This window comes from Porticoccaceae bacterium LTM1 (assembly GCA_030252795.1).
In the GTDB taxonomy this organism is placed as follows: Bacteria; Pseudomonadota; Gammaproteobacteria; order Pseudomonadales; family Porticoccaceae; genus SCSIO-12696.
In genome coordinates this window covers 2,260,490-2,286,158 of record CP127080.1, presented here as the reverse complement: position 1 = coordinate 2,286,158, position 25,669 = coordinate 2,260,490, and the positions used below count along the sequence as shown (strand labels likewise).

The 25,669-nt window shown below is 50.3% G+C and carries 15 protein-coding genes; 7 read left to right on the top strand and 8 right to left on the bottom strand.

Annotated elements, in window-relative coordinates; translation table 11 throughout:
* Positions 1-95 precede the first annotated feature (95 nt).
* From QP938_09975 to QP938_09950, 6 genes are all read left to right on the top strand, one after another.
* Positions 96-3,191 carry a TonB-dependent receptor gene (locus QP938_09975; GenBank protein ID WIO73620.1) on the top strand — a complete coding sequence of 1,032 codons (3,096 nt, stop codon included), beginning with the start codon at positions 96-98 and terminating at the stop codon, positions 3,189-3,191.
* Between the two features lie 118 nt (positions 3,192-3,309).
* Positions 3,310-5,184: a sialidase family protein gene (locus QP938_09970; protein WIO73619.1), complete on the top strand. Its 1,875-nt coding sequence runs from the start codon at positions 3,310-3,312 to the stop codon at positions 5,182-5,184.
* A gap of 188 nt (positions 5,185-5,372) precedes the next feature.
* Positions 5,373-5,678 carry a hypothetical protein gene (locus tag QP938_09965; GenBank protein ID WIO73618.1) on the top strand — a complete coding sequence of 102 codons (306 nt, stop codon included), beginning with the start codon at positions 5,373-5,375 and terminating at the stop codon, positions 5,676-5,678.
* Between the two features lie 71 nt (positions 5,679-5,749).
* A complete protein-coding gene (locus QP938_09960) occupies positions 5,750-7,009 on the top strand; it encodes an HlyD family efflux transporter periplasmic adaptor subunit (protein ID WIO73617.1) in 1,260 nt (419 codons plus the stop codon).
* A 1-nt stretch (position 7,010) separates the two neighbouring features.
* Complete coding sequence (locus QP938_09955; GenBank protein WIO73616.1) at positions 7,011-9,140, top strand: peptidase domain-containing ABC transporter; 2,130 nt, start codon at positions 7,011-7,013, stop codon at positions 9,138-9,140.
* Between the two features lie 396 nt (positions 9,141-9,536).
* The gene (locus QP938_09950) at positions 9,537-11,999 is read left to right on the top strand and encodes a hypothetical protein (GenBank protein WIO73615.1); all 2,463 of its coding nucleotides are present in this window, start codon (positions 9,537-9,539) and stop codon (positions 11,997-11,999) included.
* Positions 12,000-12,127: 128 nt separating this feature from the next.
* Here the strand turns inward: QP938_09950 and gcvP are convergent, their stop codons facing one another.
* Positions 12,128-14,974, bottom strand: a complete 2,847-nt coding sequence (gene gcvP, locus QP938_09945) for an aminomethyl-transferring glycine dehydrogenase (GenBank protein ID WIO73614.1) — start codon at positions 14,972-14,974, stop codon at positions 12,128-12,130.
* A gap of 288 nt (positions 14,975-15,262) precedes the next feature.
* Here gcvP and QP938_09940 point away from each other — a divergent pair, with 288 nt between their 5' ends.
* A complete protein-coding gene (locus tag QP938_09940; GenBank protein WIO73613.1) occupies positions 15,263-16,594 on the top strand; it encodes a DUF3391 domain-containing protein in 1,332 nt (443 codons plus the stop codon).
* Between the two features lie 23 nt (positions 16,595-16,617).
* Here the strand turns inward: QP938_09940 and QP938_09935 are convergent, their stop codons facing one another.
* The 7 genes from QP938_09935 to QP938_09905 form a co-directional block, all read right to left on the bottom strand.
* Complete coding sequence (locus tag QP938_09935) at positions 16,618-16,833, bottom strand: hypothetical protein (protein ID WIO73612.1); 216 nt, start codon at positions 16,831-16,833, stop codon at positions 16,618-16,620.
* Positions 16,834-17,215: 382 nt separating this feature from the next.
* A complete protein-coding gene (can, locus tag QP938_09930) occupies positions 17,216-17,875 on the bottom strand; it encodes a carbonate dehydratase (GenBank protein WIO73611.1) in 660 nt (219 codons plus the stop codon).
* Positions 17,876-17,883: 8 nt separating this feature from the next.
* On the bottom strand, positions 17,884-18,678 hold the full coding sequence (locus tag QP938_09925) for a peptidylprolyl isomerase (GenBank protein WIO73610.1): 795 nt from the start codon (positions 18,676-18,678) through the stop codon (positions 17,884-17,886).
* A gap of 53 nt (positions 18,679-18,731) precedes the next feature.
* Positions 18,732-19,415, bottom strand: a complete 684-nt coding sequence (gene narI, locus QP938_09920) for a respiratory nitrate reductase subunit gamma (GenBank protein WIO73609.1) — start codon at positions 19,413-19,415, stop codon at positions 18,732-18,734.
* Between the two features lie 2 nt (positions 19,416-19,417).
* Entirely contained in the window at positions 19,418-20,155 is a 738-nt protein-coding gene (gene narJ / locus QP938_09915; GenBank protein ID WIO73608.1) for a nitrate reductase molybdenum cofactor assembly chaperone, read from the bottom strand.
* 9 nt (positions 20,156-20,164) lie between these two features.
* Complete coding sequence (gene narH / locus QP938_09910; protein WIO73607.1) at positions 20,165-21,691, bottom strand: nitrate reductase subunit beta; 1,527 nt, start codon at positions 21,689-21,691, stop codon at positions 20,165-20,167.
* Between the two features lie 2 nt (positions 21,692-21,693).
* Positions 21,694-25,455, bottom strand: a complete 3,762-nt coding sequence (locus QP938_09905; GenBank protein ID WIO73606.1) for a nitrate reductase subunit alpha — start codon at positions 25,453-25,455, stop codon at positions 21,694-21,696.
* Positions 25,456-25,669: the final 214 nt, after the last annotated feature.

Sequence of the window (25,669 nt, the reverse complement as noted above, 5' to 3'; positions counted from 1 at the left end):
TGGATGGCTGGTTAGTTGTATTTACAGATAAGCCTTTCGGAAGAATGCAAGAAGGGTGAAGTGAATCAACTATACTAGAACAAGGGTGGTAGTAAATGAAAAGTCAACGAAGAGGGTTCAAAAAAAATCGCTTGATGATTGGTATTGCATCGGCGATAGCGCTGACACTGTCGGCAGATTTGCTCGCAGAACCTGAAAAAATCATGTTGGACCTCAAAGGCCAGAACGCTGGCAAGGCGATTCTGGATTTAGCCGCACAAACACATACTCATATTGTTCTTCCAGATGGAGTTGGTGTTGATTTAGAACTTCCTGCTCTGAAAGGTGAATTTACTTTAGCCTCAGCCCTGGATGCCCTGTTGGCAGGAAGTGGCTTGGTGTATGAATTTCTGTCTTCTGATTCAGTGATCATAAAAGAAGATGAGGTTGATAATAAAAAATCAGATAAGCAGTCCCAAGAAGTAGAAGAGATAGTTGTAACCGGTAGTCGCATTGCACAAGCTTCCAGTCAACTGGCATCTAACCTTATCACTCTGGATATCGATGAACTTCGTGCAACCGGTGAGGTGACTCTGGAGCGCGCACTTCGTCAGCTGCCACAAAATATGTTTGGCGCCAGTGAAGTTGGAGGAGCGGTTCGCGGTTCGTTCAACAGCGCACAGAACCTGACCGGCGGCTCCAGTATTAACTTGCGTGGCTTGGGCAGTGAGTCCACATTGGTGTTGATCGATGGTCGGCGTATCGGAAAATCCGGCATTTTTGGCGGTATATCGGATATCTCAGGTATTCCCCTCAGTTCAGTCGATCGAGTGGAAATCATGCTGGATGGCGCCTCTTCAGTTTATGGGTCAGATGCCGTTGGTGGTGTGGTCAATATTATTCTCAAAAAAGATTACGAAGGATTAGAGCTGGGCTATGACTTCGGTAAGCCTCAGGATGGCGGGTTTGAAGAACATATTCTCACCTTGTCCGGCGGCTTCTCTTGGGATAGCGGCAGGGCGCGCGTCAACTTTGAGCACTTCAGCAGTAGTAACCTAGATTTTGCGGAGCGGCCAGAAAGGGTTGCTTGGAGTCAATTTTTGGCGCCAGCAAAAATCGCACGTTCGTTAGGTACTTTCAATAGTCAACCACTTTTTTACCAGTATAGCGGGCAGAATTATCTTCCATCTGAACTTGCAGCACTGGGCTTGACGCCAACATCTCAGGGTGTAGTTGCGGTCACGCAAACAGTACTACCTATTGGGCAGGATGGCAGCAACCTGACAGCAGCTGACTTTACAGCGCTGGATGCGCCGATTAACTATAATGCGGATTCGGGCAACAGTTTATTACCAGCGAAAGATCGTAATACATTACGGCTCGGTTTTGATCAGGAGCTTTCTCTATGGAATAGTGATATCACCTTGACCGGCGATATTTACTATTCAGCGCAAGATACATATGCAGCCACGGGCGGATTCGAATTACCTATGAGCCTGCTCGCATCCCATCCGGTCAACCCTTTTGAAACAGATATCGGTATCTACTGGTCTATTCCGAGCCTGCCGGATAGACACTATCAGACTGAAAGTCGCGTTTTTCGCTGGAACCTGGGATTGGATGGTTCTTTCGCTGATGATTGGAATTGGAATTTATCTATCGGTCAGTCGAGGGACAAAATTGATTCTCTGTATTTTAATGAGCCCATCCAGCTATTCGATTATTTTGGTACAGGAGCTGCTAATGTTCTTAGCCTGATCGAAGAAGGTGAGCTTAATTTGCTGGGTGGCGATATCGACGCTGTCAACACACCAGAACAACTGGCAGCGTTAGTGGGGCCCCCGCGGCCAGTACAGTCTACCAATAAGGAAAGTACAGCGGAGGTAAGCCTGAATGGTCCGCTCTTCAGATTACCCGGGGGGGATGTTCACTTGGCTGTTGGAGCCCAGTGGCGCGAAGAGACTCTCATTAGCGCGGCGGATGTCATCGTATCACAGACTGGGTTGGGGCAAGGCTCTTCAAGCCTTCCACAGTGGGCTTATACAGCAACAGAAGTGAGTCGTTCGCAACATTCGGCATTTGCAGAAATTCTAGTTCCTATAGTTGGGGAAAATAATGCTGTTCCCATGATTGAGAAACTGACGGTAACAGGATCAGGTCGCTATGATTCTTATGACCAATATGGCAGTGATTCCACCTGGTCATTGGGAATGATTTGGAGCCCCGATTCCCAGATTAGATTTAAGGTCAATCACGCCACCTCCTATGTGGTGCCCACTCCCAAGGAGGCACTGATTCCACCTAATGTTTTTTCAAGTCTACCGCTTTTTACCTTTACCATTCCGGTAGTTGACGTGAATGGTTTTCCGACTGGCCAGTTTGAGGCTGCATCCACCTTAATTAGCGGAGGTAATCCAGATCTACGACCAGAGACTGCCTCGTCACTTTCAGCGGGTATTGAGATAGAGCCGGATTTTATCCCGGGGTTGTCTTTGAGTGCCATCTGGCATCAAACCGAGTATGAAAACAGGATTTCTGGTTTTGACGGTAGAATAGGTGTCTTAGGTCCTAATTACGAAGAGCGTTATCCGGATAATATTAGCCGTGATGAATTTGGTTATCTGGTGTTGGATTATCGCGCAGTAAACCTGGCGTCTCTAGATGTCAGCGGTATTGATTACAAACTCCGTTATAAATTCGATACAAGTATTGGTGAGTTCCTTTTAAATGCGAATGTTGCCTATACCGATAAATGGGATAAAGTCTCCAGCCCGGGAGCAGAGGTTGAGAGCGTAGTTAAGGACGCTGGCTTTGGAACCCTTTATGTTATTCCGGAGTTGCGCTATTCGGCCAATCTGGGTTGGTATAACAGGGGGCTGTCGATCAATATTGATGCAAGTAAGGCCAGTGATACGACGAGTCGAAATCCGAGCGTCTTTTTAACCCAAACGGAAATCAGAACAAGTAAAACGCCTTTAAACCTTGATCTGGTTGCCTCCTATAACATGGAAGAAGGTGATCTGTTTCAGGTGGCAGACTGGCTGAAAGACAGTACCGTTTCATTCCGTGTTCTTAATCTTCTGGATGATCATCCGGAACACAAGGTTACCATACTTGAAACTGGTGAACCGGATCTTATTCCAGAATTCAATGCCAATTTGGCCGATCCCCGTGGCCGCATGTTTTATGTAAGTTTCACAAAACGCTTTTAACCATATGCCCGCACTTCTTTCTCAAAGAAGTGCGGGCTAACACATCCCTGATGGATTCTCCAGAACCATGAATATGGTGGGTATTTTATTGTTTTTATTTCTTACAAGAGGGAATGAAATGAGTAAAAAGTCATTTTTCAGAAAACGAACACTGGTATTTATTCTGGGTATCGCTGCATTGGCAGTGATTCTTTCCATGAAAAAACCTGATGCCGATATAAGTTCGTCAAATATCAACACGTCAAATATCAGCGTGGGACCCAATGTTCAGGTTAGTGCCGCACTGCCGAATATCGCACATGCAGAAGTAATTATGTGTGCTCATCCCACAAATCCAAATCACCTTTTAGGTGTTTCGATGATGGAGAGTCGAAAGGGTGATGTGACAGAGCCTTTCCAGCTGGTGGCATATGCATCCCATGATGGTGGAAAAAGCTGGGAGTTTTCTATCGATTCACGAGCAAACGATGTGAAAGCGGCTGATCCGTCATGTGCCTACGGACGTGATGGATCAATCTATATTAGCGGGATGGTTTTTACCGCAGAGAGTCGCTCAGATGGAGATGATGAAGGTGCTTCCGAACTCCATATTTATCATTCAAAAGACTTTGGCCGTACCTGGCTTCCGCCGGTAATTGCACCCGGCTCATACGGTATTGATCGTATGTATACAGCCGTTGACAACACCAAAGGCGAGTACGATGGACGTGTCTATATTAATGGACATTTGACGAAGGAGGTAGATGAACAGGGAAATCACGGGGATATGCTTCCCATATTGTTTCACTCCGAGGATCATGGAAAATCGTTTCAGTCTGTGCGAAAAAGCGTAGGCAGTGCACTGTCGGGGACGCTGACTGAAATGGTAGTCATGTCGGATGGTACCGTCGGCTGGTTATACAACTTGACAAATAAAGACAGAAAAAGTGTCACTAAATTTATGTCTTCTGATGATGGTGGAGAGTCTATCAATCATGTGGTCAAACTGGATACTTCCGGGGAAGTGAAATTAGCACTGGATCCTGGTAGTAACTATTTTAAAGACCGCCTATATCTTGTTTGGTCGAGGCCTGTTATTTCGCTAGAGGGGGTGCCATCAACCAGTCATTTGGTGATCTCTCACTCAGATGACAAAGGTAAAACATGGTCAGTGCCACGCATTGTTCCGGGTGGTGATCGGGCATATATGCCGAATGTGGTGGTAAATCCTCAGGGTGTAGTGGGCATCATGTGGTACGAGGGAGGCGAAGGTGATCAGCAGCTGACGGCGCGTGTAAGATTTACCGCTTCCCTGGATGGTGGCGACACATTTCAACCTGCTGTTTGGGTAGACCATGTGCCGGGCGGTCGAAAAATTCAAAGTCTATCGGGATCACCCGTAGGATATGGGGCGGGGAAATCACACAACATCAACCCCGCAGATTCACAATTAAATCTATCGGTTGTTTCCAGCTGGTTGGGTCATACCTCTGGTTTGGCTGCTGATGCGGATGGTAACTTTCACCCGCTATGGATAGATACTCGAACGGGTATCCCCCAAGTATGGACTGCCCGAGTTACAGTGCCGATAGAGGCTGCACCGTACGGTTCACCGTCACTGGCAAATTTCAAGGACGTTACGCCACTTGTAGAGGTTCAGATGGAGGACGTGGTATTTGATTTTGGGAGTAAGCGAATTACGGCAAATGCCACCCTCAATAATATTTCCGATACAACCATCAACGGATCGATTGTTGTTCGCGCATTATCGTGGAACTCCGCCATCGGTGAGATGGAAGTGATTGATGCGGACAATAAGGTAAAAGGCCACGATGCGTATTGGGATTTTACGAAGCTGATTCCTGAAGGCGGATTAATAGCAGGTGCTAGCACGAAAAATAAAACAATAACTCTTCAGTTTTCGGAACTTCAGATAAATCGATATATGCCATTCCTAACATTTTTCTCTTTCCAAGTCATTGGTGATTCAGTTTTCAGTGCAAGTAAACCGTAAGTTGAATAGCTTAAATAATTGAAAATATTTTAAAGCTTATATTTGAGTCAGACATCGTATTTGGTTTGCCGTGTATGGATGTTTTCAGGGATTTATCGATAGGGATATTGAGTGGAGTAAAGCGCTGGATCAATAAATGGATTTTGCGATTCGGTTTAACGTTAGAAAATATAGTTAAGGAAACTACTATGCAGTTAGAAAAAAAACAGCCAGGAATGAGAGAGTTATCATCTTCTGAAGTGGCCGTTGTATCTGGTGGGGATATGTGGAATCCGGATACCCATTGGGATGATATTGATCTCGATGGTGATAATGACGCCTGGTTTGTCTATTGGAATATGGGTAGTGATCAAGGATGGCAGGTTTTTGCGCAGCATGAAGTAACTGGCGCATCCTTTTACAAGAGCTACAGTGCAAATGACTACGGCAATAATATGCAATTAACCAGTTATTACGCACATTCAGAAGTTTATCAGTGGTATATGTCACAGTAAGTTGTTAGTGCTGGGAGGGAGGCATTAACTGCCTCCCTTTTTTGAGTTTTGATCGTTGAATGGATTGAGCTGTGAGAAAGGAAGAGAAAACTCTGTTTCGGGACGAAGTTCTGGATGCTAAAAAAGAAGGTTTGCTGGGGCAGTGCCTCCTGATTCCACCGCTGAGATTCAAATATTTTACCGGTGCGATTGTAACGTTTGTAGTTGTTGTTTGTGTGTTTTTATGTTCGTTCGATTATCAGCGAAAAGAATCGGTGAAAGGGTATGTCTGTCCGGATAAGGGGGTTACGAAAATATTTTCGTTCACCCCTGGGGTATTTGAGAGGATTCATGTTCGGAATGGTGACAGGGTAGTTAAGGACGAACCGCTATTTTCCGTGTATTCGGATAATTATATTGGTGAAAGTGGTTTTGTTTTGGAGGGGCTGGGAGCGACCCTTCTACAGGAAAGGTTAAATCTTGAGAAAAAGGTGGCGAAATTAGAAGAATTTCGAAAGTCTGAAAAAAAACGTCTTGAAGACAAGATTGCTTCTTCCAGGGATGAGCTGGTGCACTTGGAAGATCAACGAAAACTTTATCTGGAAAGTCAGGATATGGCTGAGAAGACACAAAATGACTATAAGGTCCTTGTGGAAAAAAAGCTGATTTCTCAAGCTAGATATTTACGCTATCACGAAAGCTATCTCGAAAAGAAAAAACAGCTTTTGAAGATTGATCAGCAATTGCTGCAAGGGCGTTCTCAGTTGTCAGACTATCAGGCCGAATTGGCGCAAATTGACAATTCGGTAGATCAACGTACTGCCGATGTTCAGCATCAGTTGCACGAAATTGATCAACGAATACTAAGGAATCAAGCTGATAAAAGGCAGGTGATTAAAGCACCCAGAAGTGGTGTGGTAACAGGTATACAGGTTTCAGAGGGAGCTCCATCGGGGCTGAAGACCCCCCTCGCAGCAATCATTCCCGAAGGGTCGACTATGCAAGCGGTGATATATGTACCGAGCCGCGCCATTGGTTTTATCAAGCCTGGGCAGAGTGTCAAGCTTCGGTATGAGGCTTTCCCCTTTCAGAGATTTGGCCTTTACGGGGGGGAGATTTTGGATATCGCCAAGTCCCTTTACGCGCCAAATGAATTAACTCACGATCCGCTGGGAGTGCAGGAGCCTGTTTACAAGGTAGTGGTTCAGCTGGATCAGCAATTTGTGTTTGCCTATGGTGAAAAATACCCGCTGGAATCTGGGATTTTACTTGAGGCAGATATCGTACTGGACAAGCGCACGTTATGGGAGTGGTTACTTGATCCCCTGTACAGCCTGCAGGGAAGGGTGTGACATGGCGGCGGATATAAGCAAAATCCTGTTGTTCAGCAGTAATAAACTTCCCGTTGTTTTGCAGTCTGAGGCAGCAGAATGTGGTCATGCGTGTCTGGCCATGATTTGCAATTATTATGGACATAAAGTTGATTTAGGTACTTTGCGAGGCCGGTACGCCACCTCTTTGCAGGGCACGACCCTCGAATTGTTGGTGCAAATGGCAAGCAAGTTGCAATTCGCTTGCCGGGCTTTACGGCTGGAGCTTGAGCAAATTCCTGAATTGAAGATGCCTTGTGTTTTGCATTGGGATTTAAACCATTTTGTAGTATTAAAATCCGCAGACAAAAAGGGAATTACAATTCACGATCCTGCCATGGGGGTTCGCTATATACCCTTGTCCGAAGTGAGCAGACATTTTACAGGAGTGGCTCTGGAGCTGACGCCAACGTCAGATTTTGAAGAAAAAGAAGATAGCAGGAAGCTTAAGTTAAGCGGTTTTTTTCGTAAAACAGTTGGCTTGAAACGTGCGCTACTTCAGATATTGCTTGTCTCTCTGTTATTGCAGTTGTTCACCATTGCTGCGCCATATTATTCACAATTGGTGATAGATGATGTGGTTGTCGGCCGTGACCTAGAATTATTGAAGGTGCTAACAATTGGTTTTTCGATGCTAATGATTATGCGCATTACCACAAGCACGCTTCGAGAATACGTCGTAATGCACTTGGGGAATATGCTGAGTTTTCAGCTCGGTGTATCTATGTTCAGGCATTTATTGCGATTGCCAGGGGATTATTTCGGTAAGCGACATATAGGGGATATCGTATCCCGGTTTGGTTCACTGTCTACAATACAAAAATTATTAACCACCGGATTAATTGCCGCATTAGTGGACGGCATTATGATGCTGTTGACACTAATCATGATGTTTGTGTACAGCCCGTTGCTAACCTTTGTGGTTCTGGCTGCGGTTGTGTTCTATGCGTTGGTGCGAATTGCTATGTACCGACCCATGAGGTCTTTGTCTGAAGAATCGATTGTGGCGGCGGCAAAACAGAATTCCAATTTTATGGAATCGGTTCGAGCGGTGCAGGGTATTAAAATATTCGGACGGGAAAATGACCGATTGAGCCTTTGGCAGAACTACTTTGCCGATACCATCAATGTCGGAATAAGACTGAAAAAACTCAATATTCATTTTGGTGTAATTAATGCCACTCTTGCAGGCGTTGAAACCCTCGCGGTGTTATACCTTGGCTCAATGCAGATTTTTGACAATGCTATGTCAATCGGCATGTTAATGGCCTTTGTTGCTTACAAAGATAATTTTATTGGCAAGGCATTTGGGCTTATTGAAAAAGGTATTGAGTTCAAAATGCTGGAATTACACCTTAGTCGCTTGTCAGATATCGCTCTTACTGAAGAAGAACCGAATCTGGATGATCAGCCGCTATCGACCTGTGTGATTGATGGAGCAATAGAAAGCCGAAATTTATCGTATCGCTATGGTGAGGGTCTGCCACACATAATTAAAGATCTGAATATTACCATTCATGCTGGAGAGTCAGTTGCGATAGTGGGGCCTTCCGGCTGTGGAAAAACAACATTCCTGAAGTTATTGCTCGGATTGTTAACGCCCACGGAAGGTGAGATTTTGGTGGATGAAAAAAATATTTCTTCGGTGGGTCTGGCTAATTATCGACGCAATATCGCCGCAGTAACCCAGGATGATCAACTGTTATCTGGTTCGATTGCGGACAATATTTCTTTTTTTGATCCAAATCCAGACAGAGACAGAATTTTCGAATGTGCCAGGTTGGCAGCGATTGATCGGAGCGTTGAACAAATGCCCATGCAGTACAACACCCTAATTGGCGATATGGGCAGTAGTCTTTCTGGCGGCCAAAAGCAGCGCGTACTACTGGCGCGTGCCCTCTATAGGCAGCCAAAGATTTTGATTTTGGATGAAGCTACCAGTCACTTGGATTCAATGACGGAGTCAGTGGTGAACTCTGCAATAAAGGCACTGAATATAACCCGGATTATCGTTGCCCATCGGCACGAAACTGTTCGATCAGCAGATCGTGTATTGGAGTTGCGTGGCGCCAAGCTTATCGAGCTAACGCCTCCATCGAAAGTGGCTTCCTGATTTGTTTTTTATGTGTTTTTTTGTGCTACCTGAAGCTGAGAGGGGATTTTTGGTTGTTCTGGAAGGTGTAGGTGTGGGTTAACTCAAACTGTGAGTTTTACCGTAATTTTTCAAATAAGTAATTTTTATGATGTAACCTGAAATCGAATGCTTTTTTAATTTAAAAAAGTATTCGGAAACTTAATTGGAGGAGTTTTAATCATGTTTCCAACAATAGATATTTCGAATACCTTTAAAAAAGGAGTTCGACGAATATATTTCCATAAATATTCTCAAGGAATCAATATGGTGTTTTCTGTTTCAAAATGGCTACTTCTGGGAGTCCTGACATTACTAAGCATACATGCGGAGGCGAAGGATACGGTTCGCCGGTTAACTGCCGCGGATGCAGTGTCCATGGCAACTCTGGCGCACCCTGATGCATCTACTGATGCCATTGTAAGGTCAATGTCTCGACCAACGTTTTCTGTTGATGGCGAGTATTTCGTGATAGTCGTCAGGAAGCCGAATGTTGAATCAGGGAAAAATGACTTTGATTTGCAGGTTTATAGTACGTCTGAAGTTTTGAGCTATGTTAATGCGGCGGAAAATGGTGATAAAAACACTTCTTCACTGAAGTCCGTAGAAGATGTGGCACACTCTTCGAAAGCTAAGGATGTGGGGGTAAGGCGTCCGAAGCCATTTTTCAGTGCTACATTCTCCTCCGGGTCAAATAGCGGAGCGGTCAACAACTTACGCTGGTTGGCTGACAATCGAACCCTGGCCTTTCTTGGTGAGGATGACCCTGAATTGGGGCCTCAGGTATACACCTTGGATATTCGAAGCAAGAAGCTGGAGCGAATGACTTCGCACCCCGAAAGGATAGTGGCTTTTGAGCTTCACTCAAATGGTACTCTGTTGTATACGGCGAGAAAACCTTTGAATAAGGCCTCACATTCCAGTGAATCAGATGATAAAAAAATTAAATCGGCGCCAGACAAGCGCAAGAGTACACCTGCTGATCGTGTAGATGCTGAAAATTTGAATGCTCAATATTTCATTGTGGATAAAAAAGGCGTTTCTATAACCAGTGCGAGAGATCTTAACGAGTTGCATAAACCCAAGCGGCCGATTCCATACAGGCATCATTACTACGTTCAGCGACCGGGCAAACCGGCTAAAGCCTTGCCACTTGAATTCAGTGTGGCGGAGCGCCTCTGGTATGACGATGTGTATTTTTCCCCAAGTGGAAACAAAATTATTGCCACACGTGAACTGCTTCGTAACGAATTACAGGAAAGCTGGCCAGAGGAATACCCCAATTTCGGCGATTATTGGAATGTAACTTACAGTTCAAGGAAAGGTAGTGACGAGCTTACATCCATTTTTCAATATGTGGTGGTAGATCTGGATAGTGGTGAAGAGCGTCCGCTCTTTGGTTCTCCGGTACCTTCGGGATATTTGTTGGGTGGATATAAGTTTGGTGTTCACTGGTTGGATGACCAGACAGTGATTGTCGCTAATACTTTTTTGCCCCTTGATGTAAAGGATCCACAGGTTTTGGAGAATCGACGTCAAGTGCCTGCGACTGTTGAGTACCACCTTGATAGTAAAAAAATCACGACGGTTATGGAGCATCGGTTAGACGGTGATCTATCCAAAGGGTTTAGTTATCTCGGAGTCTCTTCTGAGGGCATTGTAAGCATTGAATCCGGACGGAAGGTAAACCACTACCAGAAAATAGAGGGGCAGTGGAAAGCTTTTTCTAATGAGGTTATGCCGGAGCAGCGTTTGATGGTGGAAGTGGCAGAAGATTTGAATGTCCCGCCCAACTTGCTGGCTCGCGATGCAGTAACTGGAAATGAAAGGATTGTCACCGATTTAAACCCCCAATTTCGTGAGCTGAGTTTTGGTGAAACTGAAGTTTACCGTTGGAAAGATAAGAATGAAATCGAATGGGAAGCGGGTATTGTCTATCCGCCGAATTACAAGGCAGGCAAGCGCTACCCTCTGGTAATCCAGACCCATGGTTTTGATAAGCATCAATTTTTGATTGAAGGTCCGGGTATGATTGGCGGTTATGCGGCCCAGGCACTGGTTAATCGAGATTTGATAGTAGTTCAGGTTCCCGACAAGCCTGTCCCTCCATATTTTTCCCGTATGGTCCTCCAGTCGGGTATTGAGGCACTCATTGACCAGATGGACGAGGATGGGTTGATATTGCGCAATAAGGTAGGGCTGCAAGGCTTTAGCGCGACCGGTCACGAAGTGCAGCATATCGTCACGTTTTCGGATTATGATTTTGCTGCAGCAAACATTGTAGATGCGTTTAACATGACACTGTGGGGGTACAGTAGTTTTTATGGTCTGCAGTTGGGTGGTATGGCCTATATTGAGCCATTTTATAATGCGCAACCATGGGGTGAAGGTTTGGAGAGCTGGGTTTCCCAGGATCCATCTATGCACCTGGATCGAGTGAAAACACCGATCCGCATGCAGCAGCACAACACTGGCCAGGTCATGCATTGGTTTGATGTCTACGCCATGCTTCGTCGCCAGGAAAAGCCGGTTGAAATGGTTATGTTGATGGCTGCGCCACATAACCTGGTCAAACCCTGGGAACGGCTGGCTATGCAGGAGCAGAATGTGGATTGGTTCAGTTTTTGGCTGACCGGTTATGAGGATCCAAATCCGGCAAAGGCAGAGCAATACAAGCGTTGGCGGAAGTTTAAAGAGCAGCAAAAATCCAGTGAAGTGGCCGCCACGGCAGCTCGTGAAAGAGACAAGCAGCTGGCGGAAGAAAAAGCGGCATTTGCTGCCTGGCGTGAGAAGCAGAAAACCTCAGGGAAAGCCCAGGCACAATCTTCCTCAGTGAAGTGACATAAAGGATAGTTGCATTGATAATGCAATGACCTTTTGTTGAAACTGAAAGCTTGGTTTTTCACCAATAAAAAACGGGGCCTATTATTGGCCCCGCTTTTTTAGATAATCGCTTTTGTGGTTAGCGATTAAGCATCTTCGCTGTAACTGTCCATAGTCGGGCAGCTGCAGATCAGGTTGCGGTCACCGTATACGTTGTCGATACGGTTAACGGTTGGCCAGTACTTGTGGCCTTTCAGCCAGCTTGCCGGACGAACCGCTACTTCGCGGCTGTATGGACGATCCCATTCAGCGGTCAGTACATCGTCCATGGTGTGAGGTGCTTTCACCAGCGGGTTGTTATCCAGCGGCCATTCGCCGTTTTGTACTTTGGTCATTTCGTTGCGGATGGTGATCATCGCTTCAATGAAACGGTCCAGCTCGGCTTTGGACTCGGATTCGGTTGGCTCGATCATCAAGGTGCCCGCTACAGGGAACGACATGGTCGGCGCGTGGAAACCGAAGTCCATCAGGCGCTTGGCGATATCTTCCTCGGAGATGCCGGTGGCTTCTTTCAGCGGACGGATATCGATAATGCACTCGTGGGCGATAAAGCCGTTTTTACCGGTGTACAGAACCGGGTAGTGATCGCTCAGTTTCTTGGCCAGGTAGTTGGCGTTGAGGATCGCCATTTCGGTGGCCCTGCGCATACCTTCACGGCCCATCATGCGAATGTACATCCAGCTGATCGGCAGGATGGACGCCGAGCCCCAAGGCGCGGCAGAAATAGTGCCGTTGGCCAGATCGGTACCGGGAACCGGTTGTACCGGGTGCGCGGCCAGGAATGGCTTGAGGTGCGCACCTACGCCAATCGGGCCCATGCCTGGGCCACCACCGCCGTGCGGGATACAGAAGGTTTTGTGCAGGTTGAGGTGCGATACATCGCCGCCAAATGCACCTGGGCCGGCCAGGCCAACCAGGGCGTTCATGTTGGCGCCGTCCACGTAAACCTGACCACCGTGCTTGTGCACCAGATCGCAGATCTCGGTAACGTTCTCTTCAAACACACCGTGGGTAGACGGGTAGGTGATCATGATCGCTGCCAGCTCGTTGCTGTGCTTCTCGCATTTGTCTTGCAGGTCAGCGATATCAACGTTGCCGTTTTCGTCGCACTTCACTACCACTACCTTGTAGTTCACCATCTGGGCAGAGGCCGGGTTGGTGCCGTGAGCAGAGCTTGGAATCAGGCAAACATTGCGCTGATCGTCGCCGCGGCTCTCGTGGTATTTCTTGATCGCTACAAGACCGGCGTACTCGCCTTGAGAGCCAGCATTAGGTTGCAGGGAGATGGCGTCGTAACCTGTGCAGATTTCCAGCATTTTTTGCAGGCTTTCGAACATTTCGGTGTAACCGGCAGCCTGTTCGATTGGAGCGAACGGGTGCATGTCACCAAATTCGGGCCAGGTTACCGGAATCATCTCGGCGGCAGCATTCAGCTTCATGGTGCAGGAGCCGAGTGGAATCATCGACAGGTTCAGGGCGATGTCCTTGGCTTCCAGGCGATGCATGTAGCGCATCATTTCGGTTTCGCTGTGGTAGCTGTTGAATACGTCGTGAGTCAGGAAGTTGCTGGTGCGAACCAATTCGGCAGGAATGCCGGATGCAGCATTGTCTGCAAGAGCGGGTTCTTCTGCGCCAAACACCACCAGCAGGTCCATTACCAGGCCTTCGGTGCTGGTTTCATCCAGGCTCATGGCGATGGCGTCAGTACCTACGCGGCGCAGGTTGATGCGCTGGCTTTCGGCGCGCTCAATGATTTTGTCCTGCTTGTCGCCCACTTCAACGGTGATGGTGTCAAACCAGGTTTTGTGACGCAGGGTGAAGCCCTGGCTTTGCAGGCCAGCGGCGAGAGTATTGGTCAGGCTGTGAATCTGGCCAGCGATGGCTTTCAGGCCTTCCGGGCCGTGATACGCAGCGTAGAACTGGGACATGATCGCCAGCAGTGCCTGGGCGGTACAAACGTTGGAGTTGGCCTTTTCGCGACGGATGTGCTGTTCGCGAGTTTGCATGGCCATACGCAGTGCCTGCTTGCCGTGGCTGTCGATGGAAACGCCGATAATGCGGCCCGGTGAAGAACGCTTGTACTCGTCGCGGAAGGCGAAGAAACCGGCGTGTGGACCACCAAAGCCCATAGGTACACCAAAGCGCTGGTTGGAACCAACAACGATGTCGGCACCCATTTCGCCAGCAGGCTTCATCAGAACCATGCTCATCAGGTCGCCGGCTACAGTGGCCAGGGCGTCTTTGGCATGAATGGTTTCGATAATCGGGGCGATGTCGATCACTTTACCGGTGCTGGTTGGGTACTGCAGCAGGGCACCGAAGAACTCCAGATCGGCCAGGTCAGTCTCAGGGTTGCCCAGAACGATGTCCCAGCCGAAGTGCTCGGCGCGGGTTTTTACTACGGCGATGGTCTGCGGGTGGCAGTCTGCATCGATAAAGAAGGTGTTGCTCTTGTTTTTGCGCAGGTGACGCTTGGTCATGGCCATTGCTTCAGCAGCGGCAGTACCTTCGTCCAACAGGGAGGCGTTGGCGATCTCCATGCCGGTCAGGTCCATCACCATCTGCTGGTAGTTGAGCAGGGCTTCCAGACGACCTTGGGAGATTTCTGGTTGGTATGGGGTGTAAGCGGTGTACCAACCCGGATTTTCCAGAACGTTGCGCAGCACCACTGGTGGAACGATGGTGTCGTAGTAGCCGGTACCGATCAGGCTGGTAAATACCTGGTTCTTGCTGGCAATTTCCTTGATCTCGGCCAGTGCTTCCTGCTCGGTCAGTCCGGTATCCAGTTCCAGGGCATCCTTTTTCAGGATGTTCGCAGGAACGGTCTGGGCAATCAGTTGATCCAGAGAGGATACGCCCAGGGCGGCCAGCATGGCTTCGGTTTGAGCAGCGTCCGGGCCAATATGGCGACGGCCAAAGTGATCGTGTTGCATGTGCAAGAGCCTCTAAAAGAAGTCCAGTCGTTGGACGGATAACAAAGGCGCGCATTTTATACCAAAATCGTCCTTTTTTGGGGGTAGCAGACTACTTTCATTGGATAGCGTGAACAGATACCAGATTTTTGCAGAAAAGCTGGTGCATGATAATCAAGCTTGCGCCTTTCGAACGGTGCTATCAGCAATAAAAACAATGACTTCTGGGCATTCATGAACAATAACTGCTCGGCAGTTGTTCTGGTAATGCGTCCGGAACGAGACCGGATAAGTTGAGGATCAACACGTATGATGACCCATTCCTTTCAAAGGCGCACCGACCTGAAGCGAGTGGCGATAGACGAGCTGAAGCTCGGGATGTACGTTGCTGAACTTGATCGTCCCTGGTTGGGTACCCCCTTTATTGTTCAAGGCTTTGCACTTACTGAAATGCGTGAAATCATGCAGCTGGCCGAATGCTGCAACTACGTGTGGATAGACCCTGCTCGAAGTGTTCATGTTCGTGGTGGCTATGCGGCAGTGGTCGATCGCGATCATGATTCGCCTGATGGCCCCAAAAAATCGGCAAAAAGCAAAAAAGAGTCGCAGAAAAACGATTCGGGCCCAGACAAAAATATCCCCGATCTGGGCTTGCCGGTTTGTGAGGTTTCCGTTTATCTCGAGCATTCGGTTGCCAGACAAATTTACCTTGATGCCTCAGAGGGCGTGCGCACTATCTTTACCGGTGCTCGTGATTCCGGGGTGATTGATCTGCCCCAGGCCAAAAATATCATTCGTGAGATTGGCTCTAGTCTGGACCGCAACCACAATGCCATGTTGTGGATGACCCGGCTGCAGCCAGTAGCGGGCAAACGCGCAAAGCACGCAATCAATACCGCTATTTTGGCGATTGCATTAGCCAAGTATATGAAGCTGTCCAATGTGGAAATCGAGCTGATCGGTCTCTGCGGGCTGTTTCACGATATTGGTGAGTGCAGGCTTCCGCCTCATCTGTTGAAGTCCAACTACACAATGACTGAGGCGGAACAAGAGTTCTATCGTATGCATACCGAGGCGGGGCACGACTTGCTTCAGGAATGCGAAGAGATGAGCGATTTTGTAATGCGCACCGCCTTGCATCACCATGAAAGGCTTGATGGAAAAGGTTATCCGAAAGGATTAAAAGGTGCCGAGATCGACCGTTTTACCCGCATGATTTCCATCGTATCTACCTATGAGATATTGGCTGGTGGAAGTATGGGTGGCAAGGCTATCCCGCCAAAAGCGGTACTGCGGGAGATCTACCAATCCCGTGGCAAGCGCTTTGATGCGGCGCTGGCAGTCAACTTTGTCAATATGATTGGCCCTTACCCGCCGGGTACACTGGTGGAGTTGCTGAATGGTTCGGTTGCCGCAGTTGTCTCAGCACCAGAAAAGGCAGGTGAAATGCCTGTTGCCAATATCGTTCACGACCAAGAGGGCGATTTGTTTGAACCTCGTCGCGTTAAGCTCTCCCGCCCTGAATCTCTGGATGAGCAAGGTCTGGCGGTACAGAGAGTACTGCTAAGTGGAGTAAATACGGATCTGGGTATCGAGTCTTATTCCATATTGCCCATGATGGATCCCGCGTTTAGCGCCTGATATGCAACCCAAAGGGCTGCCAATTACAGGCAGCCACCACAGCTTCCACAGCGCCAGTCCTGGGCATTGACCGCTTCGTAAAACCAGCGAGCATGCTGCTCGTCAAAGGGAATACCTTCCTCAGAGAACAGATCGTACAGCCAGTTACCGTTATTCAGTAGCCAGACATCCAGTGGTTCACCTTCCAAAAACTCTTCATCATCAGGAAAAAGCCAGCTGAAAATTCCTCGAGTGTTCATATGATCTTCTGCCACTGCGTCCGGCAGACAGAGATGAATGCCGCGGTATGAAATCTCCCAGTGGCCGAGACATAACATATGCCCTTGAGCAGACCATTTGGCACGGAAGGGGTTGGAGGGCCTGTTCACACTAATTGAATGTTTACTGCTGAAGGCCATTTTTTTGGCCAGCAAGGCAGAAAGAGCGCTGTGTAGTTGCTCTACATAAGCGACTGATAACGCAGCTGGGCGAAAAAATGGCATCAGCCCTTCGGGTTGTGTCTAAAAAAGCGCCACTCTGTGTTATTCGTCGTTTATTTGGAATGACCAAACTACTCTCCTCATGCCTTGATTGGCACTTTTTTAGACACAACAGTAAGCATTCAATTAGTGTGAGCAGGCCCTAGTGGTTGGCATGGGGACGGTTTCCCCTTTCCGTTGGATAAAGCTGGTAGATGTCTTCTACATCTTCCCGGCAAGTGGCAGTGACGTTTAAATCCTTGATAAGTCCATCGTCAATTCGATAGATCCAGCCATGAATACCCAGTACCTGACCACGATCCCAGGCGTACTGGACAGCTTTGGTGCGGTAGAGATTTTGCACCTGGGCGATAACATTCAGCTCGCACAAACGATCAACACGCTGGCTTTCCGGTATCGCTTCCAATTCCTGTCGATGGGCAAAGCTGATGTCTTTGATGTGGCGCAGCCAGTTGTCGACTACACCGTATTCATCGTGCCCCATGGAGGCTTTAATGCCTCCGCAGCCATAGTGACCACAGACGATAATGTGCTGAACACGCAGTACCTCAATGGCGTACTGCACCACAGCCAGGCAGTTGAAGTCGGTATGCACTACCTGATTGGCGATGTTCCGGTGCACAAACAGTTCGCCGGGAGCGAGATCGACAATCTGGTTGGCAGGCACCCGACTGTCGGAGCAACCGATCCACAAGTATTCAGGTTTCTGGATAGACGACAGGCGCGTGAAAAACGCCGGGTCCTGTTCCTTTGCCTCTTGCGCCCAGCGCTGGTTGTTTTCCAATAGCTCCTTCAGGGGCATGGCAATCCCTATTGCATCAGTGGTGATGACTCCACATCGAACCAGAATCCTTCGATATGGGCATTGTTAATCAGTTGCTGAATGTATTGGGAAGTCGCTTTGCGCTTAACCTTCTCTTGCAGGTAGCTGGCGATTTTTGCCTCGACCATTTCGAACGGCAGTGGTTTTCCCGGAATTTTGCGAGCGACTTCCACAATGTGAAAACCATAGCGGCTTTCCACAGGGCGGGGCATCAATCCTTCATTGGCAGCAAAAACCTGCCGCTCGAATTCGGGCACGGTCTGGGATTTGGAAATCTGGCCGAGGCTGCCGCCAGTGGCTGATGAAGGACACGCTGAGTAAGCAGTTACCAGTTCAGCAAAAGTACTTTCACCACTTTCAAGCTGGTTGATTAACGCTGTTGCCTGCTGCTCGATTTTTGCCCTTTCGTTGATATCCTGCGGGTCGGCGGCCAGTAAAATATGTCGCACTTCAAGAATGGGAGGCGAGCAGAATCGATCCGGGTTGGCTTCAAAAAAGCGTTCACATTCCTCTTTGGTCACCTGGGGAATCTGTGCTTCCTGATTTACCAGTTGATCAAAAGTGGCCTGCTCTTCAAGTTCGGAAGGCGAACTGGACGCAGAGGCAAGTCCAACTTCCTGGGCTCGCTGCCGAAACAGTTCGCCAATAATCAGGGTTTCCGCTGCCTGGATCATTGCTTCGCGGCGGGTTTCTGCGGGGTGATACTGAACTTCGGCATCGATCATTGCGGGGCTGATCAACTGGCCGTTAACGCGGATTTCCGGGGTATCGGTAAGGCTCATTACAAACTCCTGTCACAAACAGCCCGAGCCGCTATGCAGCCCGGGCGGTGTGATTAACCTCTTTGACGAACAACCTGATAGTTTCTGCGAATGTACTTCACAGGAACGCTCCAGATATGCACCAGGCGGCTGAACGGGAACAGCAGGAACAGCGTCATACCCAGTGCCACATGGGCTTTATAGATCCAGTGTACTTCGCTGATAAACTCAACTGCTTCGGTGGGCTGGAAGATAATGGTATGGCGGGTCCAGTTCATCAGCTTGAGCATTTCCGCACCGTCCATATGACCGGAAGATACGGTTATGGAGATCAGCCCCAGAATTAACTGGGCATAGAGCAGCAGCAGAATCGCGATATCCATACGGGTGCTGGTGGCGCGAACACGCGGGTCAAACAGGCGGCGGTAAACCAACAGGGTGAGGCCAATAAAGCAGATCACACCAAACAGTCCACCAACTCCCATAGCGATGATCTGCTTGGCTTCGACGGTAACGCCAAAGGCGTGCCAGATTTCGTAGGGGATCACCAGCCCGGCAAAATGGCCCAGCAGAATGGTGATGACACCGATATGGAAGAAGCCGCTGGCAATACGGAAGTTCTTGCTGCGGAGCATCTGGCTGGAGCCGGTTTTCCAGGTGTACTGCTCGCGGTCGTAGCGGATCAGGCTGCCGAGCAGAAACACAGCGCCCGCTATGTACGGGTAAATGCCAAAGAGAAAGTTGTCCAAGAAAGCCATGATTAATTCCTCAACTCAGAGCCAGATGTTTGGGGTTGCGCGGCATCGAAAAACTGCAGGGGAAATTCCTGGTCGCGGCGTTGTGTCTCGCTGGGGCGCTGGCGGCTGGTTGGGCAACCACCATTCACTGCATCGCCACCAAAGGTGACGGCCTCTTCTTCCCATACCTTGTCGAGTGCCTTGGGGGTGTCGTCGCGTTTCTCTTCCGACACTTGCTGGCGCAGGGCGCTCAGGTCAATATCGGCTTCAGACAATTGCAACAGGCTGTGCATCAGCACTGCATAGGTGCTGTCGCGCTGTTCAAGTCGAACCGCCAGCAGTGCCAGAATCGGTGCGATATCCTGCAACCAGCCAACGGCCATTTCGCCCTGGGTGGATGCAAATTCAAGGTAGAGGGGAATGTAGTCCGGTAACTCACGCACACCGATATCCAGCCCTGCTGTTTTGTATTGACTGAGCAGATCCACCATGGCTTGGCCGCGATCGCGGGACTCGCCGTGCAGGTGCTCAAAAATCAGCAGTGACAGCGAGCGCCCGCGCTCAAACAGGCCGTCGTAATCGGCCTGTTTGTCGAGCAGGTATTCTGCGCTGAAGCTGGCTACAAAATCGCTTAGCGCAGAGCGTTGGCTGTCATCAAGCGTGTTATCACCGAGAATAAAATCGGTGATTTCCTGACGGTGTTGGATCAGCTCCTCGGTGGGGTAATCCAGCAACCGGGCAATAACTTTGAGAATTTTCATCGTTAACTCCTAGTCCTGGATTTCCACTGGGATGACGTGGCGCACGGTCTGCTGTTTGGAGCCAAACATATCGCTGCCACTGCTGGAGCAACCGTTGCCGAAGCTGAAGCCGCAACCGGATTTCATGTCGTAGGCGTCCTCTGCATAGGCGCGGTGGCTGGTTGGAATCACAAAGCGGTCTTCGTAGTTAGCCAGCGCCATGTAGCGGTACATCTCTTCAACCTGGGCAGTACTCAGCGATACTTTTTCCAGTACGTCGAGGGCTTCTACGCCGTCCACCTGTTGGGCGCGTTTGAAAGCGCGCATCGCGATCATCCGTTCCAGGGCTTTCACCACCGGGGCTTCGTCACCCGCAGTGAGCATGTTGGCGAGGTATTTCACCGGAATTCGCAGGGCGTCGATATCGGGGAATACCCCGTTCATTGGCACCTTGCCGCTCTCTACTACAGACTGGATCGGGCTCAGTGGCGGTACGTACCACACCATCGGCAGGGTCCGGTATTCCGGGTGCAGTGGCAGAGCGACTTTCCAGTCCATGGCCATTTTGTACACCGGTGATGCTTGTGCCGCGTCCAGCCAGGCTTGGGGAATGCCTTCTTTGCGGGCGGCTTCCTGAACCTCTGGGTCATATGGGTCCAGGAAGATGTCACACTGCGCCTGGTACAGATCCTTGTCGTTGGGAACCGATGCCGCTTCTTTAATGCGGTCCGCGTCGTAGAGCATTACGCCGAGGTAGCGAATGCGACCAACACAGGTTTCCGAGCAGACCGTGGGCTGACCGGCTTCAATACGCGGGTAGCAGAAAATACATTTTTCAGACTTGCCGGTTTTCCAGTTGTAGTAGATCTTTTTGTACGGACAGCCGCTGACACACATCCGCCAGCCGCGGCACTTGTCCTGGTCGATCAGCACAATGCCATCTTCTTCACGCTTGTAGATCGCACCACTTGGGCAAGAGGCGACACAGGCAGGGTTGATGCAGTGCTCGCAGAGACGCGGCAGATACATCATGAAGGTCTTTTCAAATTCGCCGTAGATATCCGCCTGAATCTGGTCGAAGTTTTTGTCCTTGCGGCGCTTGGCGAATTCGGTACCGAGAATTTCTTCCCAGTTTGGGCCCCACTCGATTTTCTCCATGCGCTGACCAGTGATCAACGAGCGTGGGCGAGCTACAGGCTGATGCTTGCTCTCGCCAGCCTTGTGCAGGTGCTGGTAGTCGAAGTCGAACGGTTCGTAGTAGTCGTCAATCTCCGGCAGGTCCGGGTTGGCGAAAATATTCGCCAACACTCGCAGCTTGCCACCCTGGCGCGGGGTCAGGGAACCGTCGTTGTGGCGTTTCCAGCCGCCGTTCCACTTGTCCTGGTTTTCCCACTCTTTGGGGTAACCAACGCCGGGTTTGGTCTCCACGTTGTTGAACCAGGCGTACTCGACCCCCTCGCGGGAGGTCCAGACGTTTTTACAGGTAACTGAACAGGTGTGGCAGCCGATACACTTATCCAGATTCAGCACCATGCCGATTTGTGCTCTTACTTTCATGATTATTTCTCCACCATGTTCAGATCGGTATCGATACTGTCTTCATCCAGCCAGTCGACCTTGCTCATCTTGCGCACAATCACAAACTCATCACGGTTACAGCCCACGGTGCCGTAGTAGTTGAAACCGTAGGATTGCTGGGCGTAACCACCAATCATGTGCGTTGGTTTCATCACCGCGCGGGTTACCGAGTTGTGAATGCCACCGCGTGTTTTGGTGGTTTCCGCACCGGGCACGTTCACGATCCGCTCCTGGGCGTGATACATCATGCTCATACCTTCCGGTACACGCTGGGACACCACGGCCCGGGCAGCAATGGCACCGTTAACGTTGAACACCTCGATCCAGTCGTTATCGACAATGCCGGCGCGCTCGGCATCCGGTTCGGAGAGCCACACAATGGGGCCACCACGCGACAAGGTCAGCATCAACAGGTTGTCGGAGTAGGTGCTGTGGATACCCCATTTCTGGTGCGGGGTAATCCAGTTGAGTGCGATCTCCGTGTTACCGTTGGGCTTCTGATTCATGATCGGCTTGACGGTTTTCAGGTTGATCGGTGGCTTGTACAGACACATGGTCTCGCCGAAATCACGCATCCACTCGTGATCCTGGTAGAACTGCTGTCGACCGGTGACGGTGCGCCAGGGAATCATTTCGTGGACGTTTGTGTAACCGGCGTTGTAGGAGACATGCTCGTCCTCCAGCCCCGACCAGGTAGGGGAGCTGATGATTTTGCGCGGTTGTGCCTGAACATCACGGAAGCGGATCTTCTCCTCTTCTTTCGGCTTGGCCAGATGGGTGTGGTCCAGCCCGGTAATTTCGCTCAGCGCCGCCCAGGCTTTTACTGCAACCTGACCATTGGTTTCCGGTGCCAGCGACAGAATAACTTCGGCGGCATCAATGGCGGTTTCGATTTTGGGGCGTCCTTTATTGGCACCTTCCTCAATATGGCGCCGGTTCAGTTCACCGAGGAATTCGACCTCTTTTTCGGTATTCCAGCTGATGCCTTTACCGCCATTGCCGAGTTTTTCCAGCAACGGGCCTACCGAGGTAAAGCGGGCGTAGGTGTTGGGGTAGTCGCGCTCCACCGGAATCATACTGGGTGCGGTTTTACCCGGAATCAGGTCGCATTCGCCTTTCCACCAGGCTTTCACACCAAACGGTTGAGCCAGCTCGGCAGGGGTGTCGTGGAGAATAGGCAGGGTTACCAGGTCCTGTTCTACGCCAAGGTGTCCCTCTGCGGTTTTGGAGAACTGTTTGGCGATGCCCTTGAAAATATCCCAGTCGGAACGGGACTCCCACACCGGGTCTACCGCAGCACTCAGCGGGTGAATAAACGGGTGCATATCCGAGGTGTTGAGGTCGTCTTTTTCGTACCAGGTAGCAGTGGGCAACACGATGTCCGAGTACAGACAGGTGGTGGACATACGGAAGTCCAGGGTTACCAGCAGATCCACTTTGCCTTCCGGCGCGTCATCGTGCCAAACCACATCTTTCGGTTTTTCGTCGCCGCTTTCGCCCAAATCTTTGCCCATCAGGCCGTGTTTGGTACCGAGCAGGTGACGCAGCATGTACTCGTGGCCTTTACCGGAAGAACCCAGCAGGTTGGAGCGCCAGATAAACATATTGCGCGGGTAGTTCTGCGGGTTGTCCGGATCTTCACAGGCAAACTTCAGGGCGCCGGACTTCAGTTGCTCCACGGCATACTCTTGCGGTGATACACCTTTCTCGGCGGCTTCTTTGCACAGTTGCAGCGGGTTCGTACCCAATTGCGGTGCCGACGGCAGCCAACCCATGCGCTCGGCGCGGGTGTTGTAGTCGATAATGGAGTCGGCCCACTTTTCTTTATTGGCCAGCGGCGACACCACTTCGGTCATATGCAGTTTTTCGTAGCGCCATTGGCTGGAGTGGTTGTAGAAGAACGAGGTGCCGTTCATATGGCGAGGCGGGCGCTGCCAGTCCAGGCCAAACGCCAGCGGTTGCCAGCCGGTTTGCGGACGCAGTTTTTCCTGACCCACGTAGTGCGCCCAGCCGCCACCGCTCTGGCCGATACAGCCGCACATCATCAGCATGTTGATCAGGCCGCGGTAGTTCATGTCCATGTGGTACCAGTGGTTCATGCCGGCACCGACGATGATCATTGAGCGACCACGGGTTTTGTTGGCGCTGTCGGCGAACTCGCGGGCAATCTGGATAACGTCTTCGCGGCCCACACCGGTAATCTGTTCCTGCCAGGCCGGGGTGTAGGGAATGTCGTCGTCGTAGCTGCTGGCGACATTGGGATCATCGTAGCCGTTGGCTACCCCGTAGTTGGCCAGGGTCAGGTCGAATACGGTAGCAACCAGCGCCTCGGAACCGTCGGCAAGGGTGAGTTTTTTGGCCGGAATGCGGCGTTCGATAACCTCGTCGTGCTCAGTATTCTGGAAGTAACCAAACTCGTGCTCAGCACCGCCAAAGTACGGGAAGGCGACATTCACCAACTCGTCGTGACCGTCTTTCAGGGACAGTTTGGGGGTGATTTCAGCTCCGGATTTACCATCCAGTTGCTGAATATTCCATTTGCCCTTCTCGCCCCAGCGATAACCGATGGAGCCGGTAGGGGAGGCTAACTCACCACTGTCCTCATTAATGCAGATGGTTTTCCATTCCGGGTTATTTTCCTGGCCCAGATTGTCGGAGAGGTCGGATGCACGCAGGAAACGTCCCTGATGCAGCTTGCCATCCTCATCCTGTTCCAGCATCACCAGAATCGGGAAGTCGGTGTAACGGCGTACGTAATCAGTAAAGTAGGCCGATGGGTTCTCGACGTGGAACTCTTTCAGGATGACATGACCGAACGCCATCGCCAGAGCCGCGTCAGTACCCTGTTTGGGCGCCAGCCAGTGATCGGTCAGTTTGGCGACCTCGGAGTAGTCGGGAGTGATCGCCACTACCTTGGTGCCCTTGTAGCGCACCTCGGTCAGGAAGTGGGCATCGGGGGTACGGGTCTGCGGTACGTTGGAACCCCAGCACAGGATGTAGTTGGAGTTGTACCAGTCGGCGGATTCTGGAACGTCGGTCTGCTCACCCCAGATTTGCGGTGAGGCCGGTGGCAGGTCGCAGTACCAGTCGTAGAAACTCAGGCAGTTGCCGCCGATCAGTGACAGATAGCGTGCACCGGCGGCGTAGGAAACCATCGACATCGCGGGGATCGGCGAGAAACCGGTTACCCGATCCGGGCCGTAGGTTTTAATGGTATAGACGTTCGAGGCGGCAATAATTTCGTTGACTTCGTTCCAGTTGGAGCGAACAAAGCCACCCATGCCGCGCTGCTGTTTGTACTCTTTGGTTTTGGCCGGGTCTTCGACAATAGATGCCCAGGCATCTACCGGATCTTTGTGAAGCTCTTTGGCGGCGCGCCACAGTTTAACCAGGCGTTTGCGCACTTTCGGGTACTTGAGGCGGTTGGCACTGTATATATACCAGGAGTAGCTGGCGCCCCGAGGGCAACCGCGTGGCTCATGGTTGGGCAGGTCTGGACGGGTTCTCGGGTAATCGGTTTGCTGGGTTTCCCAGGTAACCAGACCGTCCTTGACGTAGATTTTCCAGCTGCACGAACCCGTACAGTTAACCCCGTGAGTTGAGCGTACGGTTTTATCGTGCTGCCAGCGACGGCGATAGCCGTCTTCCCAGCCACGGTTCTCATCGGTGGTAACACCATGACCGTCGGAAAACGAGGTCTCATTTCTCTTAAAAAACTGCAGTTTGTCTAAAAAGTGACTCACGCCTGACTCCTCCTGAATGTTCGGATGGCACCGCTTTAAAAAGCGCGCTGCACATAGCGATGGCTCGATTAAAGAGGATGGCTACTACGCCCACAAGTACCTCCAAATGGGCATATTTTGGGGGGATACCACTTTGTAGGTAGTCGCATAAAGTCATGTCCCCTTGTACTGTGGGGGGGAGGGAAGCATTTGTTGTGAATAAGAGTCAGATGAC